Source organism: Methylophaga sp., assembly GCF_030651745.1.
In genome coordinates this window covers 23,564-43,731 of sequence record NZ_JAUSCC010000148.1, presented here as the reverse complement: position 1 = coordinate 43,731, position 20,168 = coordinate 23,564, and the positions used below count along the sequence as shown (strand labels likewise).

Genomic DNA, 20,168 nt, shown 5'->3' with positions numbered 1-20,168 from the left:
AGGTAGGACTGTTTCATTTCATCTTCGATACTGATCGAGTCCAGTTCCAGAGCAATCTCAGACATTTAATATTCTTCCAAAATGAACAAAAGCAAGCCTAGCTTGTTGAAGTTTCAGGCAAAAAATTTTGCTGAGAAAACTTAAACAGAAGCTAACCATAACAAAGCAGTAATCCTACCACTCTGAGCGATTTCCTGCACGTTTATAAGATACTGCTAGGGTGTACCCGCTTTATCGAAATAATCGCTTAAATCCTGCTCCAAAGTCGCGAGAATTTCTTCCAGCGCATTTTGCCAGCCGGTTACAACGTTTTGCGGGGTGGTTTGATCAATTGAGGCATCTACTCTGAAGCCCGTTTGAAATAGCATCTTGCTCCGATCTGCATCACCTGGACTCATAAAAAATTGCATTTCCAAAACAGCTTGCGGTGAATGGCCAGCGCGATTATCACCATAGAGTTTGGTCACGGCAGCTTCCAGGACCAGATCGGCAGGTTGGGAATCATCGGTAATGACATCACTGAATAAACCGCTTTTAGCTAACCAGCGTTGTAACTGCGAGGTAAACATCACTTGAGGGTCAGTTAACAGCAGATGGCCCGCTTGCGGCTGGTATTCACTCTCGCCTACCCGAAACACAATATTTTCGGTGCGATAATGGGGTGCAATACGAATAGGTTTAATGCGTAACACTCGATTCTGAGCAAACTGTGCGGCAACATTACCTCGGTCTACATCAACTATATAAAAGCGTGGATCAACATTTTCCGCTTTTTTATCACCACCACCAAAACCGAAACAACCGGTCAAAAAACTAAACAGAACAATAACCAGCACTCTCTGCCATCTGTTAATCACGAAATGTTGTACTCCTGAATATTCCTGAAAATTTGCCGTTATAATAGCTGTGGTGACCATCCCTTCTCAAATAAATAAGGCGTCTGATGGACGAGATTAAAACCAAGATCCGCGATATTGCAGATTTTCCCGAACCCGGCATTTTATTTAAAGACATTACCCCACTTATGCAATCCCCTGTCTTACTGCGGCAGGCCGTTGAATTACTGATTTCCCCCTACCGAAACTCCAACATTACAGCCGTTGCCGGTATGGAGGCGCGAGGTTTTATTTTTGGTTCACTTGCCGCATCGATGTTAGGCGTTGGTTTCATACCACTGCGCAAACCTGGCAAGCTCCCGCATACAACGCATAAAGTCGAATATCAACTGGAATACGGTGAAGCTGGCCTGGAAATCCACGCCGATGCCGTGGCAGAAAATGACAATATTTTAATTGTTGACGATGTACTGGCAACGGGCGGAACTGCCAAGGCCAGCTGCGAATTAATTCAACTACTGGGTGGTAATGTGATTGCCTGTGTGTTTCTGATGGAACTTACCGCGCTTAAAGGCCGTTCTCTACTGACTAATTTTAATGTACACAGCGTAATTCAATACTGATGAAATTTTTACTTTTTTTGTTATTCACCACAGCTACCAGTGCCAACACGGTTTATCAATCTGCCGTTCATGAAGCAAATTGGCAGATAGACCAATCACCACTGTCCTGCACCTTAAAACATGATGTTACTGATTTTGGTCAGGCAGTGTTCCATCGTGAAAACGGTGAAGCATTGCAACTGTCGATTGCTACTCAGGATCATCCTGCCTCGCAGTCCAGTGCCGAGCTGGTAATTATTAATACACCCTGGCAAAACGATATTGTCAGTCAAAAATTAATGACCTTGCCGGTAATCTATGGCCAACGCCAGTTTAAGGTGGAAGGTAATGCGGCGAGAAAAGCCCTGTCAGCCCTGCAACAGGGCCAGTTTGTGCAACTGCAGTATGCCTCTCAAAGCAGCACTCAACCAGTCAGTGTCATTCTGTCAAATGTGCAATTTCTGCCAGCTATGCGAGAGTTTCAGGAATGCTCAGACAAAATGCATCCAGACAGCTTTGTCGATTTACAGTATTTCAATGTGTATTTTGAATCGGAAAAAGCCATTCTCGACAATACAGCCTCACAACGTATGAAACGTCTGGCGGAATATCTGAAAGTTGATAACAGTATCTCGCGCATTATTATCGAATCACACACCGACAGTTTCGGCCGTAAAGAGCTGAATACCGAACTCTCAGAAAAGCGCGCCGAAGTCGTCAAAACATTCTTGATACAGCAGGCCGAAGTTGATGAGGGAATTATCGAAACCCATTCTTATCGTGATAACAAACCTGTTGCTGATAATAAAACACCGGAAGGCCGTGCTAAAAACCGCCGTACTGAATTACGGTTAATCCGCTAAAGTTGATCTTTCATATCCACCACTGCTGGAGGCCATGAAAGATCAACTGGCCCTAGTGCCAGATTGATAGTAACTCCTGGGTTACCTGCTGATAATCAGACGCTTTGGTAATTGCCGAAATCATCGCTACCGATCCAACACCGGTTGAATGTAGTGCTCTGGCGCGTGGCACATCGATTCCGCCAATCGCCACCAGTGGCGTATGTCCGTCTAATAAACGTATCCACTCGGCTAAGCGGTCAAATCCCTGTGGTTGCCATGGCATCTGTTTGCTGTCGGTTTCAAAAATCGGACCCAATGCAATATAACTTGGGTTTACGGCCAAAGCCCTAGCCAATTCCCAATAGGAATGGGTGGAAATCCCCAATCTCAATCCAGCCTGTTCGATTTCCAGCAAATCAGCATCATGCAAATCTTCCTGCCCCAGATGCACGCCATAAGCACCGTTATTAATCGCCAGTCGCCAGTGATCATTTACAAAAAACTGAATGTCGCTATGTTGGCCAACGATATCAACCGCATTGGCAATTTCCATATTGAGAAACTCATTGTCAGTTTGTTTTAAGCGTAATTGGAGGGTCTTAATGCCAATGGTTAATAAACGATTAACCCAGTCCGCACTGTCGACCACTGGATAAATTCCCAGTCGATCCGGACATTCCGGGAAACTGAAACTCTTGCCAATCAGATCCGGTGTATAACTCAACCTGGGAATATCACGAAGCTCAAACGGTTGTCGTTGATGGGAGAACAACTTATAAGGCCCCAATGACTGTGATTCACGAATTCCGCGATTGATATAACTACGCGACAGAATCACTGCATCACGAATATCCGCACCTTGCGCCAGATAGCAGGCCAGACTGGATGCCAGTACACAGCCGGTGCCACGAACATTTTTCTTCAGTCTTTGCTGATAACAATAAAAATGGCTAAAGGCACTAGCAAAATAATCCGACACAAAACTTTGGTCACCATGCCCTCCTTTCACCAGACAAGCCGAAAGCCCCTCCTCAATCAACTCGCGCACCTGTTTTTCCACTGACCAGTCCGGGTTATCTGTAATGAAATTCATCTCAGGCAGATTAGGCGTTAGCAAAGTGATTTTGGGCAATACTGCTTTACGAACAAATTCAAGCACTTCAGGGGCTGCCTGCTGTCCGCCGCTGGTGGCTGCCATTACCGGATCCATCACTACTGGCACATCATGCAGCGTGAGAATTTTTTCAATGACTTTGGCAATTTCCAGATTGGGGATCAAACCAATTTTGATCGCCGCTATCTCAAAGTCAGCAATGCAACTTTCATATTGTTTAAGAAATTTATCCGCAGTTAACGGATTGAAAGCTCGCATGCCATTATGTGTTTGCTCGGTCAGGCAAGTCACCAGCGGCACCGGATGACAATCATGATGACTGACCGTCTGAATATCTGCTGTCAGCCCAGCACACCCCTGAGGATCCATACCGCCTATTAATAAGATTGCAGTTTTGTTTGTTTGCTCAAGCATGTTGTTGCCAGATGGGTTGATCCAGCGTCGGTGTACTGGGTTTGGCAAAATCGCGTTTTGGCATAATGCCCGCTTCAAATGCCAATCGTCCGGCATTAATGGATTGCTTAAAGGCTTCAGCCATTAACGCTGGTTCAAGCGCTTCGGCAACAGCCGTATTTAACAAAATTCCGTCATAACCCAGCTCCATGGCCTGCACTGCATCAGAAGGTTTGCCAATGCCCGCATCGACCAGTAAAGTCATGTGTGGCAGGCGTTCTCTTAATGTTCTCAAAGCATAAGGATTTAATAATCCCTGTCCAGTTCCAATCGGTGCGCCCCATGGCATTAACACTTCACAACCGGCTTCTGCCAGTTTCTGGCATAACACCAAATCATCCGTGCAATACGGAAACACCTTAAAACCATCAGCAATCAGGGTTTTAGTCGCTTCCAGCAAGGCAAACGGATCGGGTTGCAGATTAAAGCTGTCACCCAACACTTCCAGCTTGATCCAGTCGGTTTCAAATAACTCACGTGCCATATGTGCGGTTTTAATCGCTTCGGCCGCACTGTAACAGCCTGCTGTATTGGGTAATAAATGACAGCCTAAGGCTTCAATCATCTTCCAGAATTGCTGCCCGCTATTGGCCTGGCTGGCACTTTGCCGGCGCAGCGACACGGTAATCACTTGTGCACCTGATGCTTTAATCGCATCACACATCACCTGTGGCGAGGGATATAACGCCGTGCCAATAAACAAACGGCTGCTTAGGGTTTGGCCGTAAACTGTCCAGTCAGATGCCTGCATGTCAGCCTCCACTGATTGGCGACAGCACATCAATGCTATCGCCTGCTGATAATTGATAAGTTGCATGTGCAGATTTGGCGATAATGGTGTCGTTAATCACCACCACAAAACGCCCTTCTTGCCAGCCATGTTCGGCCAGGAATTTCTGCAAGTTGCTATGTGTGGTTAGCACTGGCTGTTCATTCAATGTGAGTTGAATGGGTTTGATCGACTCAGCTTGCATAACGCACTCCCGAATCTGTTTGTTCTGATAATTTTGTGAGTAATTGGTCAACCATCACCGGCCCCAGCAAATAACCATGCCGATAAAAGCCATTAAGCTGATAGCCCCACTCCTGCTGACGAATCGTCGGTAAATGATCCGGTAACGCCGGACGACAATGCGCCTGCATTTCCAATACCCGCGCTTCGGCAAAACCTTTATGAATGCTGTACAGCGCGGATAACAACTCCATTGCACTGCGCACACTGACCGGCGATCTATCTTCCGATTCAATGACCGTCGCACCAATCACATATTGATGATCCGGTCTGGGTGCCAGATATAGCGGATAACGCGGATGCATTAACCGCACGCACTGTTGCAAATTCACCTCCGGCGCATAAACACGCAGCACTTCACCACGCACACCCCGTAAATCACTTATATCCGCTTTGCTGCCATTACCCCGGCAATCAATCACCGAGCTAAATTGATCCAGTGAATAGCCCAGCGTTTGCTTACATAAAATCTCAAGCGTTTCTGTTGTCAGCGACTCAATCGGTTCAATGGTTTTCCAATCAGCATGTTCGGTCAGAAACTCCCCGACCTGCTGATAAAATTGCCGGTTATCCAGACAACTCTCCTCTGCAAAATACAAAGCTGAACTGAATTTCTCTGCTAATTCTGGTGACAGGTTCTGTAACTGCTGACGATCAATCTGCTGATAATCTGCCGGTTCCAGAATATGTTCTGCACGGCGTTGATAACGTGCCAATTCCGCTTTATCGCCCTCATGTGCCACGACTAAGGTGCCGGTTTTGGGATAAAAAACTGGTGTATCCAATTCGGCCAGCCACTTATTCCACATTGCCTGACTTTGAATCCCCATATCCCGAATGGATCTATCTGCAGTGACCGCTTCAGTAAACGGCGCAATCATTGACGCGGCAATAAAACCGGCACTATCTGTACCGACTTTATTATCTGCTGACAAAATCGTCACCGCATGGCCAGCCTGAATCAGCCGCCATGCCGTTAAACGACCTATCAGACCGCTGCCAATAATTAAAAACCGCTGCATAAAAGCGTGTTAAACCTGATGATAGATTTTGCTGCCACCGGCCTTAAACTCTTCTGACTTCTCGGCAAAGGCTTCTTTCACATCATGTGAAATCTTCATCGAGCAGAATTTCGGCCCACACATGGAACAGAAATGCGCCACTTTGGCACTCGGTTTTGGCAGGGTTTCATCATGGAAAGCACGTGCGGTATCCGGATCCAGACCCAGATTAAATTGATCTTCCCAACGGAATTCAAAACGCGCTTTGGAAATCGCATCATCACGCTCATGCGCACCCGGATGACCTTTGGCCAAATCGGCTGCGTGGGCAGCAATTTTGTAGGTAATAATGCCGACTTTGACATCGTCTTTATTCGGCAAACCCAGATGCTCTTTGGGTGTGACATAACACAGCATCGCCGTACCAAACCAACCAATCATCGCCGCACCAATGCCTGAGGTAATATGGTCATAACCCGGTGCAATATCAGTAACCAAAGGCCCTAAGGTATAAAACGGCGCTTCATGGCAGACTTCCAATTGCAGATCCATATTTTCTTTGATCTTATGCATTGGCACATGACCCGGTCCTTCAATCATGACCTGCACATCATGTTTCCAGGCAATATGGGTTAATTCACCCAAAGTACGCAGTTCGGCAAACTGGGCTTCATCATTGGCATCAGCTTGTGAACCCGGACGTAAACCATCACCCAAAGAAAACGATACATCGTAGGCTTTCATGATTTCGCAGATATCTTCAAAGTGCGTATACAAAAAGCTTTCTTCATGATGCGCCAGACACCAGGCCGCCATAATCGAACCACCTCGCGACACAATGCCGGTAGTACGATTAACAGTCAGTGGAATATGCGCCAGACGAATACCGGCATGAATCGTAAAGTAACTGACGCCCTGCTCGGCTTGCTCAATCAAGGTGTCACGGAAGACTTCCCAAGTCAGATCTTCGGCAATACCGTTTACTTTTTCCAGTGCCTGATACAAAGGAACAGTACCGATTGGCACAGGTGAATTACGGATAATCCATTCACGGGTTTGGTGAATATGTTTACCGGTGGACAAATCCATCACGGTATCGCCACCCCAACGGGTGCTCCACACCATTTTTTCAACTTCTTCTTCAATAGAAGATGTGGTGGCTGAGTTACCGATATTGGCGTTGATTTTTACCAGAAAGTTACGGCCGATAATCATCGGCTCGGCTTCAGGATGATTGATATTGGCAGGGATAATCGCCCGGCCTTCAGCCACTTCCTTACGGACAAATTCCGGGGTAATGTGATTAGGCTTATCGGCTGGCAGCTCGCCTTTGGCTTGCAAGGCTGCACGGCCCATGCTTTCACGAATGGCGATATATTCCATTTCAGGTGTAATCATGCCTTGACGTGCGTAATACATCTGGCTGACATTTTTACCGGGTTTCGCTTTACGTGGCAGACGGCGATTGGTGAACAACGGAATATCAAATTCCTGACCATCCTGATCGCGGGTAAAGTTAGAACTGAAAGCCGGTAAAACTTCGGTATCGTCACGCTCTTCAATCCACTTTTGACGAATCGGCGTTAAGCCTTTTTCCAAATCAATGGTTTCAGTCGGATCAGTGAAAATGCCCGAAGTGTCATACACCATAATCGGATCATTCGGCACACCCGGCAATTTGGGATCACGGTTCGGCGTATCAGTCAGGGAAATTTCGCGAAATGGCACCCGGATATCTTCACGGCTACCGGTAATATAGATTTTTTTAGAACCTGGCAGTGGCTTGGTTGTAATGCCGCTACGGTCTTTAATATCAATAACTTTTGGATTGGCTGCTGACATCTGATTTCCCCTTTTTGAATAAAAAAGTCGGGGGAAATGAAAGTGTTGCGCTTACGCGAACAAGGTGATGGAGATACACGGCGGCTACAGTTAGACATCAACGTACCGGTATTCCGGCTTGTTTCCTACGGAGGTTCTAGCCTCTTCAGGTTCAACGGGTTTCATCTCAGCCATTTCCGAAAATTCAGAGTGGCACCCCGACAAGTGGAAATTATCTTAATCCACTAAATTGCCATTAAGCAAATCAGTGAATTCAAAAATCAGAGCATGGGATAGAGAAAAAAGCCCGCACAGCCTAAGGCCACCAGAATAAAAAAGAATTTTCCAAACGAGATTCTGGACATCATCTCCAGCAAATCCGGCGGTTGGTTTGCTGAGTACAAAGGCTTGATATCGCGTTTAATCCGCGAAGATTTGGCTTTGGCATTGGTTTGTGGCTTTTCCCAGTAATAATCTCGATCCTGTAAACCCATCGTCAATTCCTCATGCCAGCCCGTTAAATTAACAATCTATTCAGGTCACCATCCTATGCCTAATGGTATGATTTTGATGTAGGCAATTTGGCTAATTAACGAACCGTTTCTCAAAACACAGATATTGATATGAGCAAAGACAAAAACATCGATGAGGAACTGGAATTATTTCGTAATGAAATGAGTGATGCCGAGCCAATCAAACACGACAAATTACTGCACATAAAACCACCGCCCCAACCTAAGATCCGAAAACACAACCCGGCCGATCTGCCAAACGATCAAAGTGAATTTTCCAGCCTGTTTGCCCCCGAAACAGTTGGTAATGAAGAATATCTGGAATACCGCGGCGACGGCATTCAAAACCGCCAATTTGCCAAACTCAAAAACGGCAAAGTGCATCTAGAAGCCGAACTCGACTTACACGGTCTCACCCTTGCCAAAGCCGAACCCACCCTCTCGCATTTTCTCGAACAATGCCAAGAGCAAAAGATTCGTTGCGTACGAATCATCCACGGCAAAGGCTGGGGATCACGCGATAACAAACCGGTGTTAAAAAGCAAACTGAATCACTGGCTCAGACAAAGTGATGCTGTGCTGGCATTTTGCAGTGCAACGATTGAGGATGGTGGGACTGGGGCATTGTATGTTTTGTTGAAACGGCAGTTTGAAAGGTGAGTATTTAATTGGCCGTTTATATATAGATATTTCAGACCATTGGCTTTTTAATTGTAATTTAACTTACTAACTATCTATTAATCAGTTTTATATGCTCAGAATTACATGGCTGCCCGATAATAATTATGAGGCCAACGACCTCATCAACATACTGTTATATGGAATCACAAGGGGTGAGCAATGTTTGAAGATTTAAATAAGGCTTTAGAGAAGTTGACTTCAGTTTCGATACCTATTGAAAGCGATAGAAAAGGCTTTATCGACAAACAGTGTCCAAATGAGGCATGCGAGTTCCTGTTTAAAGTCCACCATGAAGATTGGTCCAACCTGTTCAAGGATGAAGCTGTATGGTGTCCCTTATGCAGGCATCAAGATCCAGCTGATCAATGGTTTACCAAAGCCCAAGTTGAACACTCTGTTGGTCAGGCAAAAAAAGTTGTTGAAAATACTATCCATAATGCACTCATATCTGGTGCTGATAAATTCAACAGAAAACAAAGTAAGCATCAGTTTCTATCTGTTTCAATGAAAGTCACAGGCGGAAAGAAAAGCATATATGCTCTGCCCGCAGAAGCAGTTGAAGAAATGGAGTTGGAAATTGAATGTGAGAGCTGCAACGCACATTTCTCAGTAATAGGAAATGCCTTTTTCTGTCCATGTTGTGGAGAGAACTCTGTCACTCAATGCTACTCTGATGCTATCCGTAAGATTAGAAGCAAGAAAAATAACATAGAAATCATAAAGGCTGCATTAACGGATGTTGCTGGATTGGATGAAGCTGAGATTACATGTCGTTCTATATTGGAAAGCTGTATTTTGGATGGTGTCACCGCCTTTCAGAAGTATTGTGAAGGCCTTTATTCAAAATATGGCAAGCCGCCATTTAATGCTTTTCAACGCTTAGACCAAGGTAGCAGACTTTGGAAGGATGCTGTTAACTGCGATTATGATGATTGGCTGACCAATAAAGAGCTTGAGCTACTTAATGTTTTATTTCAAAAAAGGCACTTATTAGTTCATAGTGATGGAATAGTGGACTCGAAATATATCCAAAAATCAAAAGATAATTCTTATGTGGTAGGACAAAGAATTGTTATAAAAAATGATGATGTTGATTTATTACTCGGTTGCCTTATAAAACTCGGAGATAGCTTGATTGACACTGTTAAATCCGTATAACAAGTCAATTAAATATGCACCTTTGGTGCCTGACCCAACAACACTGTGTTTAAGATCTTATGGGTCTGACACGATTTAAACTTAAGAATCATAAAGGATTTCTGAGTAAAAGTTATGGCAAAAAAAATCAACATAAAAGATATTTTCAATGGACTTGGAATGCCAGATATAACTTATGTCGCACAAGAAAATGGAGAATATGAAGAAGACTTGAAACTTGGGATTGAAGAACGTGGGACTTTATGTCTTTTAACTGGCTCATCAAAAACTGGTAAAACAACTCTATACAAAAGAGTTTTTTCCATGATGAAAAAAGAGCCACTTATAGTACGATGTGACTCAACGATAAATGCAGAAGAGTTCTGGAAAAGACCACTAGAGAGAATAGATTTTGATAGATTAACGTCTCTTCAGCAAACAGATTTAACCGAGGTGTCCGCTGGCGGAAAAATAGGTGGGAATATTGGTTGGGCTTGGTTAGCAGGGCTTATTGGTGAAGTTTCATTAGGCATCAAAAAGTCCAGTTCTGAAACCGAAATACGGGAAAAAATTGTATCAAAACCTTCACCCGCCCACCTCATTCCATTATTAAAATTTTCAAATGCTGTCTTAGTTGTCGAGGATTTTCATTATCTCGATGAAAACGTTCAAAAAGAAATATTTCAACAGTGGAAAGCGTTCACCGATGAGGAGGTTTCTGTTCTAGTTGTTGGAACAACACATCATGGTGTTGATCTGGCTTATGCTAACTCCGACCTTGTCGGCAGAATTCAACAAATCGATTTGGGTCGATGGTCTGAATCTGATTTACTTCAGATTGCAAATAAAGGTTTTGACACACTGGATGTTAAAGCACCTAGTAGTGTGCTTAGTTTAATTGCCAAAGAATCATCTGGTCTTCCTATTATTACTCAGCAGACATGCGCACAGTTATTCTCCGACAAAAAGATATTCGAATTTAAGGTTGGAGCTAAAGTTGAATTTAATGAACAAGATGCTTTCGATGCTTTAAACAAAATTGCCTCAACGAAGTACAAACAATTTGATTCTTGGTATTCAAGACTAACTATAGGGCCAAGAAAACGAGCACGAAAGTACGACACCTATGAGATTCTGTTATTAGTATTTACGCTCGATCCTCTCAAATATGAATTAAAGCGACATGAAATAGATGACAGGATTAAAGAGTTAAACTTGTCATTTTTAAAAGTCCCTCCTGCACCGTCAATAAATAGTACTTTATCGGCTCTAGGGAAATTTCAAAAAAACAATGGGTTTGAACTTTTTGAATGGAGCAAGCGTGATCAAGTTATCTATGTTTTAGAACCAGCTTTTTTATTCTTTCTTCGTTGGAGAAATCCGAGAAATAGCCTTCCTAGTTTGATTGACATTATTGATGTTTTGTTAAAAAACTTTTCCAAGTAATTATTACTCAAGAAGAATCGGTTTAACAAAATCAAGGCGTCAAATCAAAAAGGGTCAGAGTAGATTGAAATTCCAGAAACAATGAATCAATGGGGTCAGAGTGTTTGATTTTGGGTGTCGAAATATGAAAGACGAATGAAGAAATTATCACGACCAATTGAGATCCGAAATGACGAGGAAACTGTTCAATCGGTTCGGCAGTGGGTTAACACTTTTGTGATGGAAATGAATCTTTGCCCGTTTGCAAAGTATGAGATGCTGAACAATCGGGTGCGCTTTGCTACCACAAGCGCGATAACGGAAGAGCAATTGTTGATGTCACTGCAAGACGAGCTGGAACTGCTCAATAGTGATCCGTCAGTTGAAACTACTCTGCTGATTCACTCAAATGTATTGCAGGACTTTTATGACTACAATCAGTTTTTGAGTAATGCCGATAACCTTCTTGTGGAAATGGGACTGGAAGGTACCTATCAAGTAGCCAGTTTTCATCCAAACTACCAATTTGGCGGTACAAATCTGGACGATGCAGAGAATTATACAAACCGCTCACCTTATCCCTTGTTGCATCTTATTCGGGAGGCGAGTCTTGAGCGAGCTATTGTGGAATATCCTGATGTCGATCAAATTCCAATACGAAACGTGGCGTTAATGAATAGTCTGGGACACAATAAGCTGCAGGCACTATTTGAGAGCCTATTTAAGCTTTAGGGAGCAGCAGTACTTTAGGGAAATCAAGCGGTTTGCAAACTTGAAAATATTCAAATCAAAAGGGTCAGATTCAATTGATACTCCACGCTTGATTAATTACTCACGAGATTGTTGGGTTTCGTAAACTCAACCCAACCTACCCTATTTTTAAAAATCCAGAGAGATCAAAGGGATCAAACTCGATTGAAATTCAATTCACAACAATCAATGGTATCTGACGTCATTAATTTCAATTTTTGTCCTCGCAACAGACATTAAGCATCATGGAATATTTCTCAGAACTGGGACATATTGGTCTTTTCATCTCGGCATTTTTAGCCGCAACGATTTTACCTTTAAGCTCAGAAATTGTTTTGAGTGCTTTATTGCTGAGTGGTTTATCACCTACGACGCTAGTAATCGTTGCAACAACAGGAAATGTTTTGGGTTCACTCACCAACTATGCTCTAGGTTACTGGGCTAGCTTGGTTGTGGTAAAAAAGTGGTTAAGAATGTCGGAAGATGATTTCGTGCGAGCAGAACAGCGCTTTGTTAAATACGGCATGTTTTCGTTGTGTTTTGCCTGGGTTCCAATAATCGGTGACCCATTAACCGTTATGGCAGGTGTTTTGCGGGTTCGCTTAAAGTGGTTTCTTATATTGGTTACTGCGGGTAAATTTCTGCGGTATGTCGTCATTAGTTACATGGTATTGAAAGTAAATTGAGCTAATAGAGTGCTTCAAGGGGTCAGCAAACTTTATATTTTCAAACTAAGGGCCGCTTCTGTTTAAATCCCTTTTACATCAACTACCAGGATTTTTGAGTGGTGCAACAATAGCCGCCACCCGATTGGGTTGGCAGTTGAGATAAGGTGAAGATGCGAGCCATTGATCATCGGGATAATAAGAGAAGACGAACTGACCGTCCTTGAGAATATCCACCACCTGGTTGGCGACATCCCTGTTTACCGCCGGGCAACCATGACTACGGCCGATGCGGCCATGTTGTTCAATCCATTGGTTGTTTACATAATCAGCGCCGTGAATAACGATTGCCCGCTCTCTGGCGCGATCATTTATACCGGGTTCCAGGCCATCCATACGCAAGGAATAGCCATGTCGACCGATGTAACTCTCTGAAGCTCTGAACAGACCGATGCTGGACTGATGGCTGCCTTGCTCGTTGGAAAAACTGGTGGCCACGTTGTCACCTGAGTTGCGACCGTGGGCTACCAGCTCCTCAAGAACCAGTGAACGGCTGTCCAGATCAAAAATCCATAGGCGTGGTTCGGATGATGGCAAGGAAAAGTCGATGACCGCCAATCGTGCCGCCTCTTCAACTCCGTGATTCACTGCGCAAGTCATCGCGGCAATGGCCTTGTCCAGTACGGCCCGATTCAGGTTTGGGGCTTGCATGGCCAAATCTTCAGTGAGTGGGGACAGGTCTGGATTGAAGTCTGTTGATTTGCTGTTTTTGTCTGATGCAAAAGACGGGATAGAAAGGACAAGCAATATGCTAAAGACGGAGGCTGCCGTCAGGTGCCGGGATGTGGGCTGTTGCATAGATGTTTTCCCCTAATAGTCTTCTGGTGCCCTATCAGGGCCGAATCAATATGCCAGAACCGGAATAATGGTGCGAACAGCACAATTAGTCCGCATCCCGAATCAACAATGTTATGGTTAGGGGGAATTCTAACAGGCTTGGTGAAGGGAGCAAGAAGGTTGTACATTTTGTTACAGAAGTGGTGTGCTTTGATTGCATGTCTTTTTGCCGCCACGGTATTGCCCAGCCATGTGTTGGCAGTGAGCAATCCCCAAAGCGATCTTGCTCAGATTATGTCAGACGGCGGACTTTGTCGCGTTCCGGATTCCAGCAAATCAAAATCCCAGGAAGAATGGTTGCAGAGCCTCTACGGCAATGGTTTCTCCGTCCTGTTGTGGACCGATCGTGATCGCTATGATTCTCTGCTCACTGCCCTTGCGGATCTAAAATGGGATGGTCTGGATCCAAGCATGTATGCCATCTTGCAGTTGGATGAATGGCGCTCAATCAGAACCACAGATGGCAAAACTCTGGCCTGTCGTGACTTATTGGCATCCACGGCCTATCTGGCCGCTCTCTATCACTTGCAATATGGTCTTCTCGATCGCGCAGATATCGCTCCACTCTGGCGTCTCGTTGAAAATGAAAGCACTGACAACGGAGCTAAGTTACTTGAAGACCTTGGTGTTATCGCACGCCGGGGCTTGCAAAATATCGCTGCCACCATTGATCGTGCCCGGCCAGAATCTCCGGCTTACCGCCAATTACGCTCCGCATACAGAGTGTGGCACCGACAACAGCGTGACATACACTGGCCATATGTGCCCGATGGCCCCTTGCTAAGGCCTGGCATGGAGGACACCAGGATACCGGTTTTGCGTCAACGGCTTTTGCCACAGAGCAGTTGTGATGTTGAGCAGCACGATTGCGATTCCCAAAGTTCTGATCACTACGATGCGGTACTGGTAAAGACAGTGGAGGAATTTCAGTCTCTCCATCACTTGAAGATAGACGGTGTCGTGGGTCCCGAAACATTAGCCGCTCTCAATCTTTCACGCAATTTCCGTGAAGAGCAGATAAGGATAAATCTGGAGCGCATGCGCTGGCTGGAACGGGAAATCTCGCCCACCTTGTTGCTGGTAGATATTGCTGGTGCCCAGGCTACTTTTACCCGCGATGGGCAGATCGTTTGGCAAGGCAGAGTGCAGGTAGGTACTGCCCGCCGCACGACACCCACCCTCAGCTCAACCGTGACCCATCTCACCTTCAGTCCCACTTGGACAGTGCCTCCCACCATTTACCGCCAGGATAAGCTGCCGGAGATCCGGCGGAATATAGCCTATCTCGCTAATAATCGACTCAAAGTGCTGGATCGTGATGGACGCGAGCTAAATCCCGCCACTATTGACTGGCAAAATCCAGGGCCAATTAAACTACGCCAGGATCCGGGACCGGATAATGCTCTGGGCCTGATAGTGTTCCGTTTTCCGAATCCTTTTTCCGTATACCTGCACGACACTCCCAGTCAAAGTCTGTTTGCCAGTCACAGACGTAACTATAGCTCCGGCTGTGTGCGCGTCGAAGGGGCAAAACAACTAGCGGATGAACTCTTCGCTGGCGCAAGTCAGGAAACCCATAACGCGATAACCGACTCAATTAAGCGTAGGCTGACACGCAATATCCCCTTGCCTGTCAAAGTACCTATTTTGATGGACTATTGGACAGCTGCAGCATATGAAGATGGCTGGGTGGAATTCAGACCTGATGTCTATGGCCGTGATGAAGAATTGATGGCGGCCCTGAAAGCACAGGAGAGAAGAATAAATGCCTTTTTCACTGATGTATCCCCCTGAAGATCACCCGGCATTTCAACATAAATATTTCTTGGATCAGATTTCTTAAATTTCACTCTATGCTGTAAACCAACAGGCGAATTTGGTGAAATTTTGGTCCACTTAATCGAATTAAAAAATAAAGGGGCTGCGCATTACCCTTTCTGGTCGATCTCGTGAAGTCTCATTCGACAATTCAGTAGCGGCAGATCTTCCACAGCTCCATGCTGGAAGTTCTGTTTCACTGCAATTAATAATCGATGTGAATGCATCAAATTAAGGAGATTATTATGTCGAATGAAACAGCTACCGTTCGATTACACCGGGTTTTGCGAGCTAAGGCTGAGCGAATTTATAAGGCGTTTACCGATAAAGGTGCTTTGGAACGTTGGCTGCCTCCCTATGGATTTATCGGGACCGTTCATGAAATCGATGTCCGGGTTGGTGGTGGCTACAGAATGTCTTTCACAAACTTTGGTTCCGGAAACAGTCATACGTTCACGGTCAATTTCACAGAACTAGTGGCGAATGAACGTATTGTGCACACTGATCGTTTTGATGATGAAAATCTTGCCGGTGAAATGGTGGTTACCATCGATCTTAAACCAGTGAGCTGTGGAACGGATATCAATATCGTCCAATCAGGGATTCCGTCGCTCATTCCAGTTGAAATGTGCTATTTGGGATGGCAAGAGTCGCTTCAGCAACTGGCCAAACTGGTTGAAGCCGATATTCCTGATTAGTTGCTTAAGTAGATAGCAAGGCTGATATCAATGTACTCGTTCCCGCGCAGGATCATAGGAATAGGTTGCCGACATACAAAGGAGCTCGCAGGCCCTAGCTTTATTACGGAGTCTGATGTTCTACTTTAGGATCTGGTGCATTTTTTTCATCGCCAATGCAATGCCATTATCTCGACCAGAAACCGATTGGTAACTTTGGCTGATGCCCTTAACTTGATGATTGCCAGCTTTCAGTGTGAAGGAAAATTTACCGCCTGCTGAACACTATCAAAAATTGCATTTATTACAGCTTCCACTCTAAGCACTCAGCAATAATTTCTAGTGAATTTATCTTGAAATTATTGAGCGAGATATAGACTGGAGTGGTATCACATCATCCACGGCCCCTAGATTTATTGCAGCTTTTGGCATTCCAAACACGACACAGCTATTTTCATCTTGTGCAATCGTATGTGCTCCAACGTCATGCATCTCTTTTAGCCCTCTAGCGCCGTCATCCCCCATTCCTGTCATAATGACACCTAACGCATTTTTACCTGCACACTGGGCGACAGATCGAAATAACACATCGACGGATGGTCGATGACGGCTTACCAGTGGGCCATCTATGATTTCGACATGATACTGAGCACCACTTCTCTTTAGCAGCATATGACGCCCGCCCGGGGCGATTAAAGCCCGTCCAGGCACTACACGATCACCAGTTTTGGCTTCCTTTACTTCAATCTGACATAAACCGTCGAGGCGTTTTGCAAATGCCTCTGTAAACTTTTCGGGCATATGTTGCACGACCACAATGCCTGGACTGACTCTTGGAAGCTCCGTCAGGATAAGTTCTAAGGCCTGAGTACCGCCTGTTGATGTCCCGATAGCAACGATCTTTTCCGTGGTCTGGGCCATTGCACGGACATTATTTGGGATGATTTCATCTGCAGTTAATTTGGGTTGTACAGGCAGTGGAGCTAAATTAGTGGGTTTTGCTAAACGTTTGATATTTGCTTTTGCAGCGGCTTTTACCACTGATATCAGATTATCTGACTCATCATGTAGATGTTGTTTAAGACCAATTGTGGGTTTTGTCACAATAGCAAAAGCACCAGCAGCTAATGCCTGAACTGTGGTTTCTGCACCTTTCAATGTTAACGTTGAACAAATTATTACAGGTGTCGGATGCTCGCTCATGAGTTTGTTCAAAAAAGTAATGCCATCCATACGCGGCATTTCTACATCAAGAATGATAACGTCAGGCCAACCACGCTTCATTTTATCCATTGCAAAAATCGGGTCAGATGCTGCTCCAATGACCTCTATTTCTTTATCTTTCGCTAGCAACTCACTTAGAACCATTCTTACGACTGCTGAGTCGTCAACTATCATTACTTTTATTGTTGCTGACATTTCAAACCTTATTTTATTACAGCCAGTTCAGCTCTCATAATCATACTGAATAGCCGAATGCGATATCCATACATGATTTAATGTTACTCAGAGAGCGCTATGCTTAAATTTAAGAAAGAGAAAGCAAGATTTTTTTACCACATTTCTATCCTTCATATCCGTCTAATGATTTCAATAATTCAGTCTGAAAATTTGGATGTGAATCCATCTGTTCAGAAATGCATCAGTTGCTACTAGTTTATTAGACTTAATAATCTTTACTTTAGCTTGCCATGCACCTTATACAATTAGTCAAAACTCCATATTGATGAATGACTAGCTTTGCTTTCCCCATGGTTGTGACGCATCCAAACATCACCATTCCAAACATTAAAAATGACATTTCTATGGCCATATCCGCCTAAATGATGGGCAATACAATCAAAGCCATGTCCTATTATCAACTTTTTCGCTGCTTCAATATTCTGCTGACCAATGTCAAGACCTGACGGCATATTTAAAGTTGAAAACATATCACCACCGCCAAAGATCTTAGCCTTGTACTCAGTATGAGGAGCCCCATGTTTTTTCATTTCGTGCATCAAAAGTAAAACCGCTTCATCTGCATAACGTCCATCTAGTTTTTGAGTTGGCTTACGTGCTCCTGAAGTGGGCAACATAAAATGACACATGCCGCCTAAACATAAGCGTTGGTGCCAAAATACAATTGCAACACAGGAGCCAAGCATTGTTCGGATTCGATGATTACGATTGCCAAAATAAGTGTCACCTGGTCGTAAAAAGATATCAATTATCTCCGATGGTATATTCGTCATCTAAGCTCTGGTGTAGATTGAAGGGGCTATCGCTTTTAAAGAATCACAAACACCTCCAAGCGTTTCTGAGTGCCCTACGATAAAAAAACCATCAGGGCGTAAATGTGGAAGCATACGTTCAACTACTTGTCTCTTGGTATCCAAATCAAAATAGATCATCACGTTTCGCAGAAAGATAACATCGAATAAGCCAATATTCTGGGGCAAAGACTTATTCAAATTAAGATATTGAAACTGTACTTTTTTACGAAGCTGCTCAGTAACCATCATGGAATTGTCGTACTTACCGACCCCTTTGAGGCAGTATGCTCGTAACAATCGTTCGGGTAGATCTTTTATACGAGTCATCGGATAAATACCTGTTTTCGCCTTCTCAAGTACTCTATTACTGATATCAGTAGCCAGAACTTGCCAGTCTGACTGTCCAAGTAAATCGTCAAGAAGCATTGCCACACTATAAGGTTCTTCACCAGTTGAACATGCAGCACTCCAAACTCGGAAAGTCCTGCCATGCTCACGCGATGGCAAAATTTGTTTTTGTAAAAAGTCGAAATGTTTTATTTCTCGGAAAAAATATGTTTCGTTTGTCGTCAACAAATCAACAGCGTACTGTAATTGAGATTCATTGCCTTTTGAGGTTATAAAGTTGAAATAATCACTAAAGCTATGATGACTGGTTTCACGTAGGTGTTTACTCAAGCGACTAGAAACTAAAGTTTTTTTGACGGGTGCAAGGCTAATTCCAGCAATGTCGTAAATCAAGTCTCTAATCTTGTTGAACTCACTATCTTTCAGTACCAAAACATTTGTAATAGCTGGCCGCGATTGTAGAGGTTCTCTTGATTGCATTTTATTTGTCACAACAATCCCTAAGAATCTGAAGTTTGTATTAAAAGTTTAAATTTTATAAAAAGATACAGACACTATCCTTTGCCAATTCTCCGCCGCTGACACCCTCTTTTTCATATTCATGAACAAACGGTATTAAATAGCCTATTGGTTGAGAATCATGTACGAAATCAAATAGGCCTTATGATAAAAACGCCAATCATTCAGCACCCTCGCCAACTTGAGTTGCAACATCCAGTTCATCTTGTGACAGGACTTTGTCAACATCTAAAATAATGACAAAATTACCCTCTATCTTTCCCATACCTTTAATAAACTCAGCTCGGATTTTTGCACCAAAACTCGGAGCAGCTTCAATTTGATTGGAAGGTATTTCAAGAACAGCGTTGACTGCATCAACCATCACACCAATAACTTGCGTCGTTTGAGCGTTATTTACTTCAATAATGACAATACAGGTACGTCGACCAATTTCGGTGTTTGTTTTACCAAATCGTGCTGCCAGATCGACAACTGGAACCACAGCACCACGCAAATTAATAACCCCTCGGATAAAATCCGGCATGCTTGGCACTTCAGTCAATTTGCCATACTCAATAATCTCTTTGATCGACAATATGCCAATTGCAAATATTTCTCCCTTCAGCATAAAGGTCAAATATTGATGTTGTTCTTGCACTTCGGTCACATCTGAGTATTCATTTACTACAATTGGTGAACTCATTTGTTTGCTCCATAATCTACGCTAGCGTTATCTAATATGAACCTTGTGAAACTCTCTGCTAAATGATGCTCATTAATCAAGACAATAAACATCGTTTAAATAAAAAAGAGTTGTC

At 44.0% G+C, this 20,168-nt stretch carries 22 protein-coding genes and 1 riboswitch; of the genes, 9 read left to right on the top strand and 13 right to left on the bottom strand.

Annotated elements, in window-relative coordinates; translation table 11 throughout:
• Nucleotides 1-215 precede the first annotated feature (215 nt).
• Nucleotides 216-857: an ABC-type transport auxiliary lipoprotein family protein gene (locus tag Q7V21_RS17385; protein WP_304918497.1), complete on the bottom strand. Its 642-nt coding sequence runs from the start codon at nt 855-857 to the stop codon at nt 216-218.
• A gap of 86 nt (nt 858-943) precedes the next feature.
• Here Q7V21_RS17385 and Q7V21_RS17380 point away from each other — a divergent pair, with 86 nt between their 5' ends.
• Together Q7V21_RS17380 and Q7V21_RS17375 are read left to right on the top strand one after the other, a co-directional pair.
• Nucleotides 944-1,459: an adenine phosphoribosyltransferase gene (locus tag Q7V21_RS17380; protein ID WP_304918496.1), complete on the top strand. Its 516-nt coding sequence runs from the start codon at nt 944-946 to the stop codon at nt 1,457-1,459.
• Entirely contained in the window at nt 1,459-2,301 is an 843-nt protein-coding gene (locus tag Q7V21_RS17375) for an OmpA family protein (protein ID WP_304918495.1), read from the top strand. The genes Q7V21_RS17380 and Q7V21_RS17375 overlap by 1 nt, the downstream gene beginning before the upstream one ends.
• Nucleotides 2,302-2,353: 52 nt before the next feature.
• Here Q7V21_RS17375 and thiE read toward each other — a convergent pair whose 3' ends face one another.
• The 6 genes from thiE to Q7V21_RS17345 all read right to left on the bottom strand — a co-directional run bounded on the left by thiE (nt 2,354) and on the right by Q7V21_RS17345 (nt 8,178).
• A complete protein-coding gene (gene thiE, locus Q7V21_RS17370) occupies nt 2,354-3,811 on the bottom strand; it encodes a thiamine phosphate synthase (RefSeq protein ID WP_304918494.1) in 1,458 nt (485 codons plus the stop codon).
• Nucleotides 3,804-4,601 carry a thiazole synthase gene (locus Q7V21_RS17365; protein WP_304918493.1) on the bottom strand — a complete coding sequence of 266 codons (798 nt, stop codon included), beginning with the start codon at nt 4,599-4,601 and terminating at the stop codon, nt 3,804-3,806. The genes thiE and Q7V21_RS17365 overlap by 8 nt, the downstream gene beginning before the upstream one ends.
• A gap of 1 nt (nt 4,602) precedes the next feature.
• A complete protein-coding gene (gene thiS / locus Q7V21_RS17360) occupies nt 4,603-4,824 on the bottom strand; it encodes a sulfur carrier protein ThiS (RefSeq protein ID WP_304918492.1) in 222 nt (73 codons plus the stop codon).
• Nucleotides 4,814-5,884 carry an FAD-binding oxidoreductase gene (locus tag Q7V21_RS17355; protein WP_304918491.1) on the bottom strand — a complete coding sequence of 357 codons (1,071 nt, stop codon included), beginning with the start codon at nt 5,882-5,884 and terminating at the stop codon, nt 4,814-4,816. The genes thiS and Q7V21_RS17355 overlap by 11 nt, the downstream gene beginning before the upstream one ends.
• Before the next feature lie 9 nt (nt 5,885-5,893).
• Nucleotides 5,894-7,705: a phosphomethylpyrimidine synthase ThiC gene (thiC, locus tag Q7V21_RS17350; protein ID WP_304918490.1), complete on the bottom strand. Its 1,812-nt coding sequence runs from the start codon at nt 7,703-7,705 to the stop codon at nt 5,894-5,896.
• A gap of 105 nt (nt 7,706-7,810) precedes the next feature.
• Nucleotides 7,811-7,915, bottom strand: a riboswitch (TPP riboswitch).
• 50 nt (nt 7,916-7,965) lie between these two features.
• Nucleotides 7,966-8,178: a hypothetical protein gene (locus Q7V21_RS17345; protein WP_304918489.1), complete on the bottom strand. Its 213-nt coding sequence runs from the start codon at nt 8,176-8,178 to the stop codon at nt 7,966-7,968.
• Nucleotides 8,179-8,307: 129 nt separating this feature from the next.
• Between Q7V21_RS17345 and Q7V21_RS17340 the strand changes: the two genes are divergently transcribed.
• The 5 genes from Q7V21_RS17340 to Q7V21_RS17320 all read left to right on the top strand — a co-directional run bounded on the left by Q7V21_RS17340 (nt 8,308) and on the right by Q7V21_RS17320 (nt 12,875).
• Entirely contained in the window at nt 8,308-8,856 is a 549-nt protein-coding gene (locus tag Q7V21_RS17340) for a Smr/MutS family protein (RefSeq protein ID WP_304918488.1), read from the top strand.
• Between the two features lie 180 nt (nt 8,857-9,036).
• Nucleotides 9,037-10,035, top strand: coding sequence for a hypothetical protein (locus tag Q7V21_RS17335; protein WP_304918487.1), 999 nt, complete (start codon nt 9,037-9,039; stop codon nt 10,033-10,035).
• A gap of 114 nt (nt 10,036-10,149) precedes the next feature.
• Nucleotides 10,150-11,460 (top strand): hypothetical protein, encoded by a 1,311-nt coding sequence (locus Q7V21_RS17330; RefSeq protein WP_304918486.1) that lies wholly within the window; start codon nt 10,150-10,152, stop codon nt 11,458-11,460.
• A gap of 135 nt (nt 11,461-11,595) precedes the next feature.
• The gene (locus tag Q7V21_RS17325; protein ID WP_304918485.1) at nt 11,596-12,171 is read left to right on the top strand and encodes a DUF1415 domain-containing protein; all 576 of its coding nucleotides are present in this window, start codon (nt 11,596-11,598) and stop codon (nt 12,169-12,171) included.
• A 263-nt stretch (nt 12,172-12,434) separates the two neighbouring features.
• The gene (locus Q7V21_RS17320) at nt 12,435-12,875 is read left to right on the top strand and encodes a YqaA family protein (protein ID WP_304918484.1); all 441 of its coding nucleotides are present in this window, start codon (nt 12,435-12,437) and stop codon (nt 12,873-12,875) included.
• 78 nt (nt 12,876-12,953) lie between these two features.
• On the opposite strand, the gene Q7V21_RS17315 is transcribed toward Q7V21_RS17320, so the two are convergent.
• On the bottom strand, nt 12,954-13,565 hold the full coding sequence (locus Q7V21_RS17315) for a murein L,D-transpeptidase catalytic domain family protein (protein ID WP_304918483.1): 612 nt from the start codon (nt 13,563-13,565) through the stop codon (nt 12,954-12,956).
• A gap of 306 nt (nt 13,566-13,871) precedes the next feature.
• Between Q7V21_RS17315 and Q7V21_RS17310 the strand changes: the two genes are divergently transcribed.
• On the top strand, nt 13,872-15,545 hold the full coding sequence (locus Q7V21_RS17310; protein WP_304918482.1) for a murein L,D-transpeptidase: 1,674 nt from the start codon (nt 13,872-13,874) through the stop codon (nt 15,543-15,545).
• A gap of 269 nt (nt 15,546-15,814) precedes the next feature.
• Nucleotides 15,815-16,267: an SRPBCC family protein gene (locus tag Q7V21_RS17305; RefSeq protein ID WP_304918481.1), complete on the top strand. Its 453-nt coding sequence runs from the start codon at nt 15,815-15,817 to the stop codon at nt 16,265-16,267.
• Nucleotides 16,268-16,387: 120 nt separating this feature from the next.
• Here the strand turns inward: Q7V21_RS17305 and Q7V21_RS17980 are convergent, their stop codons facing one another.
• The 5 genes from Q7V21_RS17980 to Q7V21_RS17285 all read right to left on the bottom strand — a co-directional run bounded on the left by Q7V21_RS17980 (nt 16,388) and on the right by Q7V21_RS17285 (nt 20,053).
• Nucleotides 16,388-16,471, bottom strand: a complete 84-nt coding sequence (locus Q7V21_RS17980; protein ID WP_370654083.1) for a hypothetical protein — start codon at nt 16,469-16,471, stop codon at nt 16,388-16,390.
• Between the two features lie 123 nt (nt 16,472-16,594).
• The gene (locus Q7V21_RS17300) at nt 16,595-17,665 is read right to left on the bottom strand and encodes a chemotaxis response regulator protein-glutamate methylesterase (protein WP_304918480.1); all 1,071 of its coding nucleotides are present in this window, start codon (nt 17,663-17,665) and stop codon (nt 16,595-16,597) included.
• Nucleotides 17,666-17,952: 287 nt separating this feature from the next.
• Entirely contained in the window at nt 17,953-18,480 is a 528-nt protein-coding gene (locus Q7V21_RS17295) for a chemotaxis protein CheD (protein WP_304918479.1), read from the bottom strand.
• Entirely contained in the window at nt 18,481-19,329 is an 849-nt protein-coding gene (locus Q7V21_RS17290) for a protein-glutamate O-methyltransferase CheR (protein WP_304918478.1), read from the bottom strand.
• Nucleotides 19,330-19,528: 199 nt separating this feature from the next.
• The gene (locus tag Q7V21_RS17285; RefSeq protein ID WP_304918477.1) at nt 19,529-20,053 is read right to left on the bottom strand and encodes a chemotaxis protein CheW; all 525 of its coding nucleotides are present in this window, start codon (nt 20,051-20,053) and stop codon (nt 19,529-19,531) included.
• Nucleotides 20,054-20,168: the final 115 nt, after the last annotated feature.

Excerpts from the sequence above, each read along its gene's own strand:
- Q7V21_RS17330 (WP_304918486.1), top strand. The coding sequence starts at position 10,150 with ATGGCAAAAAAAATCAACATAAAAGATATTTTCAATGGACTTGGAATG.
- Q7V21_RS17300 (WP_304918480.1), bottom strand. The coding sequence starts at position 17,665 with ATGTCAGCAACAATAAAAGTAATGATAGTTGACGACTCAGCAGTCGTA.
- Q7V21_RS17295 (WP_304918479.1), bottom strand. The coding sequence starts at position 18,480 with ATGACGAATATACCATCGGAGATAATTGATATCTTTTTACGACCAGGT.
- Q7V21_RS17340 (WP_304918488.1), top strand. The coding sequence starts at position 8,308 with ATGAGCAAAGACAAAAACATCGATGAGGAACTGGAATTATTTCGTAAT.
- thiC (WP_304918490.1), bottom strand. The coding sequence starts at position 7,705 with ATGTCAGCAGCCAATCCAAAAGTTATTGATATTAAAGACCGTAGCGGC.
- Q7V21_RS17365 (WP_304918493.1), bottom strand. The coding sequence starts at position 4,601 with ATGCAGGCATCTGACTGGACAGTTTACGGCCAAACCCTAAGCAGCCGT.
- Q7V21_RS17320 (WP_304918484.1), top strand. The coding sequence starts at position 12,435 with ATGGAATATTTCTCAGAACTGGGACATATTGGTCTTTTCATCTCGGCA.
- Q7V21_RS17345 (WP_304918489.1), bottom strand. The coding sequence starts at position 8,178 with ATGGGTTTACAGGATCGAGATTATTACTGGGAAAAGCCACAAACCAAT.
- Q7V21_RS17375 (WP_304918495.1), top strand. The coding sequence starts at position 1,459 with ATGAAATTTTTACTTTTTTTGTTATTCACCACAGCTACCAGTGCCAAC.
- Q7V21_RS17335 (WP_304918487.1), top strand. The coding sequence starts at position 9,037 with ATGTTTGAAGATTTAAATAAGGCTTTAGAGAAGTTGACTTCAGTTTCG.
- Q7V21_RS17380 (WP_304918496.1), top strand. The coding sequence starts at position 944 with ATGGACGAGATTAAAACCAAGATCCGCGATATTGCAGATTTTCCCGAA.
- Q7V21_RS17325 (WP_304918485.1), top strand. The coding sequence starts at position 11,596 with ATGAAGAAATTATCACGACCAATTGAGATCCGAAATGACGAGGAAACT.
- Q7V21_RS17305 (WP_304918481.1), top strand. The coding sequence starts at position 15,815 with ATGTCGAATGAAACAGCTACCGTTCGATTACACCGGGTTTTGCGAGCT.
- Q7V21_RS17285 (WP_304918477.1), bottom strand. The coding sequence starts at position 20,053 with ATGAGTTCACCAATTGTAGTAAATGAATACTCAGATGTGACCGAAGTG.
- Q7V21_RS17290 (WP_304918478.1), bottom strand. The coding sequence starts at position 19,329 with ATGCAATCAAGAGAACCTCTACAATCGCGGCCAGCTATTACAAATGTT.
- Q7V21_RS17315 (WP_304918483.1), bottom strand. The coding sequence starts at position 13,565 with ATGCAAGCCCCAAACCTGAATCGGGCCGTACTGGACAAGGCCATTGCC.
- thiE (WP_304918494.1), bottom strand. The coding sequence starts at position 3,811 with ATGCTTGAGCAAACAAACAAAACTGCAATCTTATTAATAGGCGGTATG.
- thiS (WP_304918492.1), bottom strand. The coding sequence starts at position 4,824 with ATGCAAGCTGAGTCGATCAAACCCATTCAACTCACATTGAATGAACAG.
- Q7V21_RS17355 (WP_304918491.1), bottom strand. The coding sequence starts at position 5,884 with ATGCAGCGGTTTTTAATTATTGGCAGCGGTCTGATAGGTCGTTTAACG.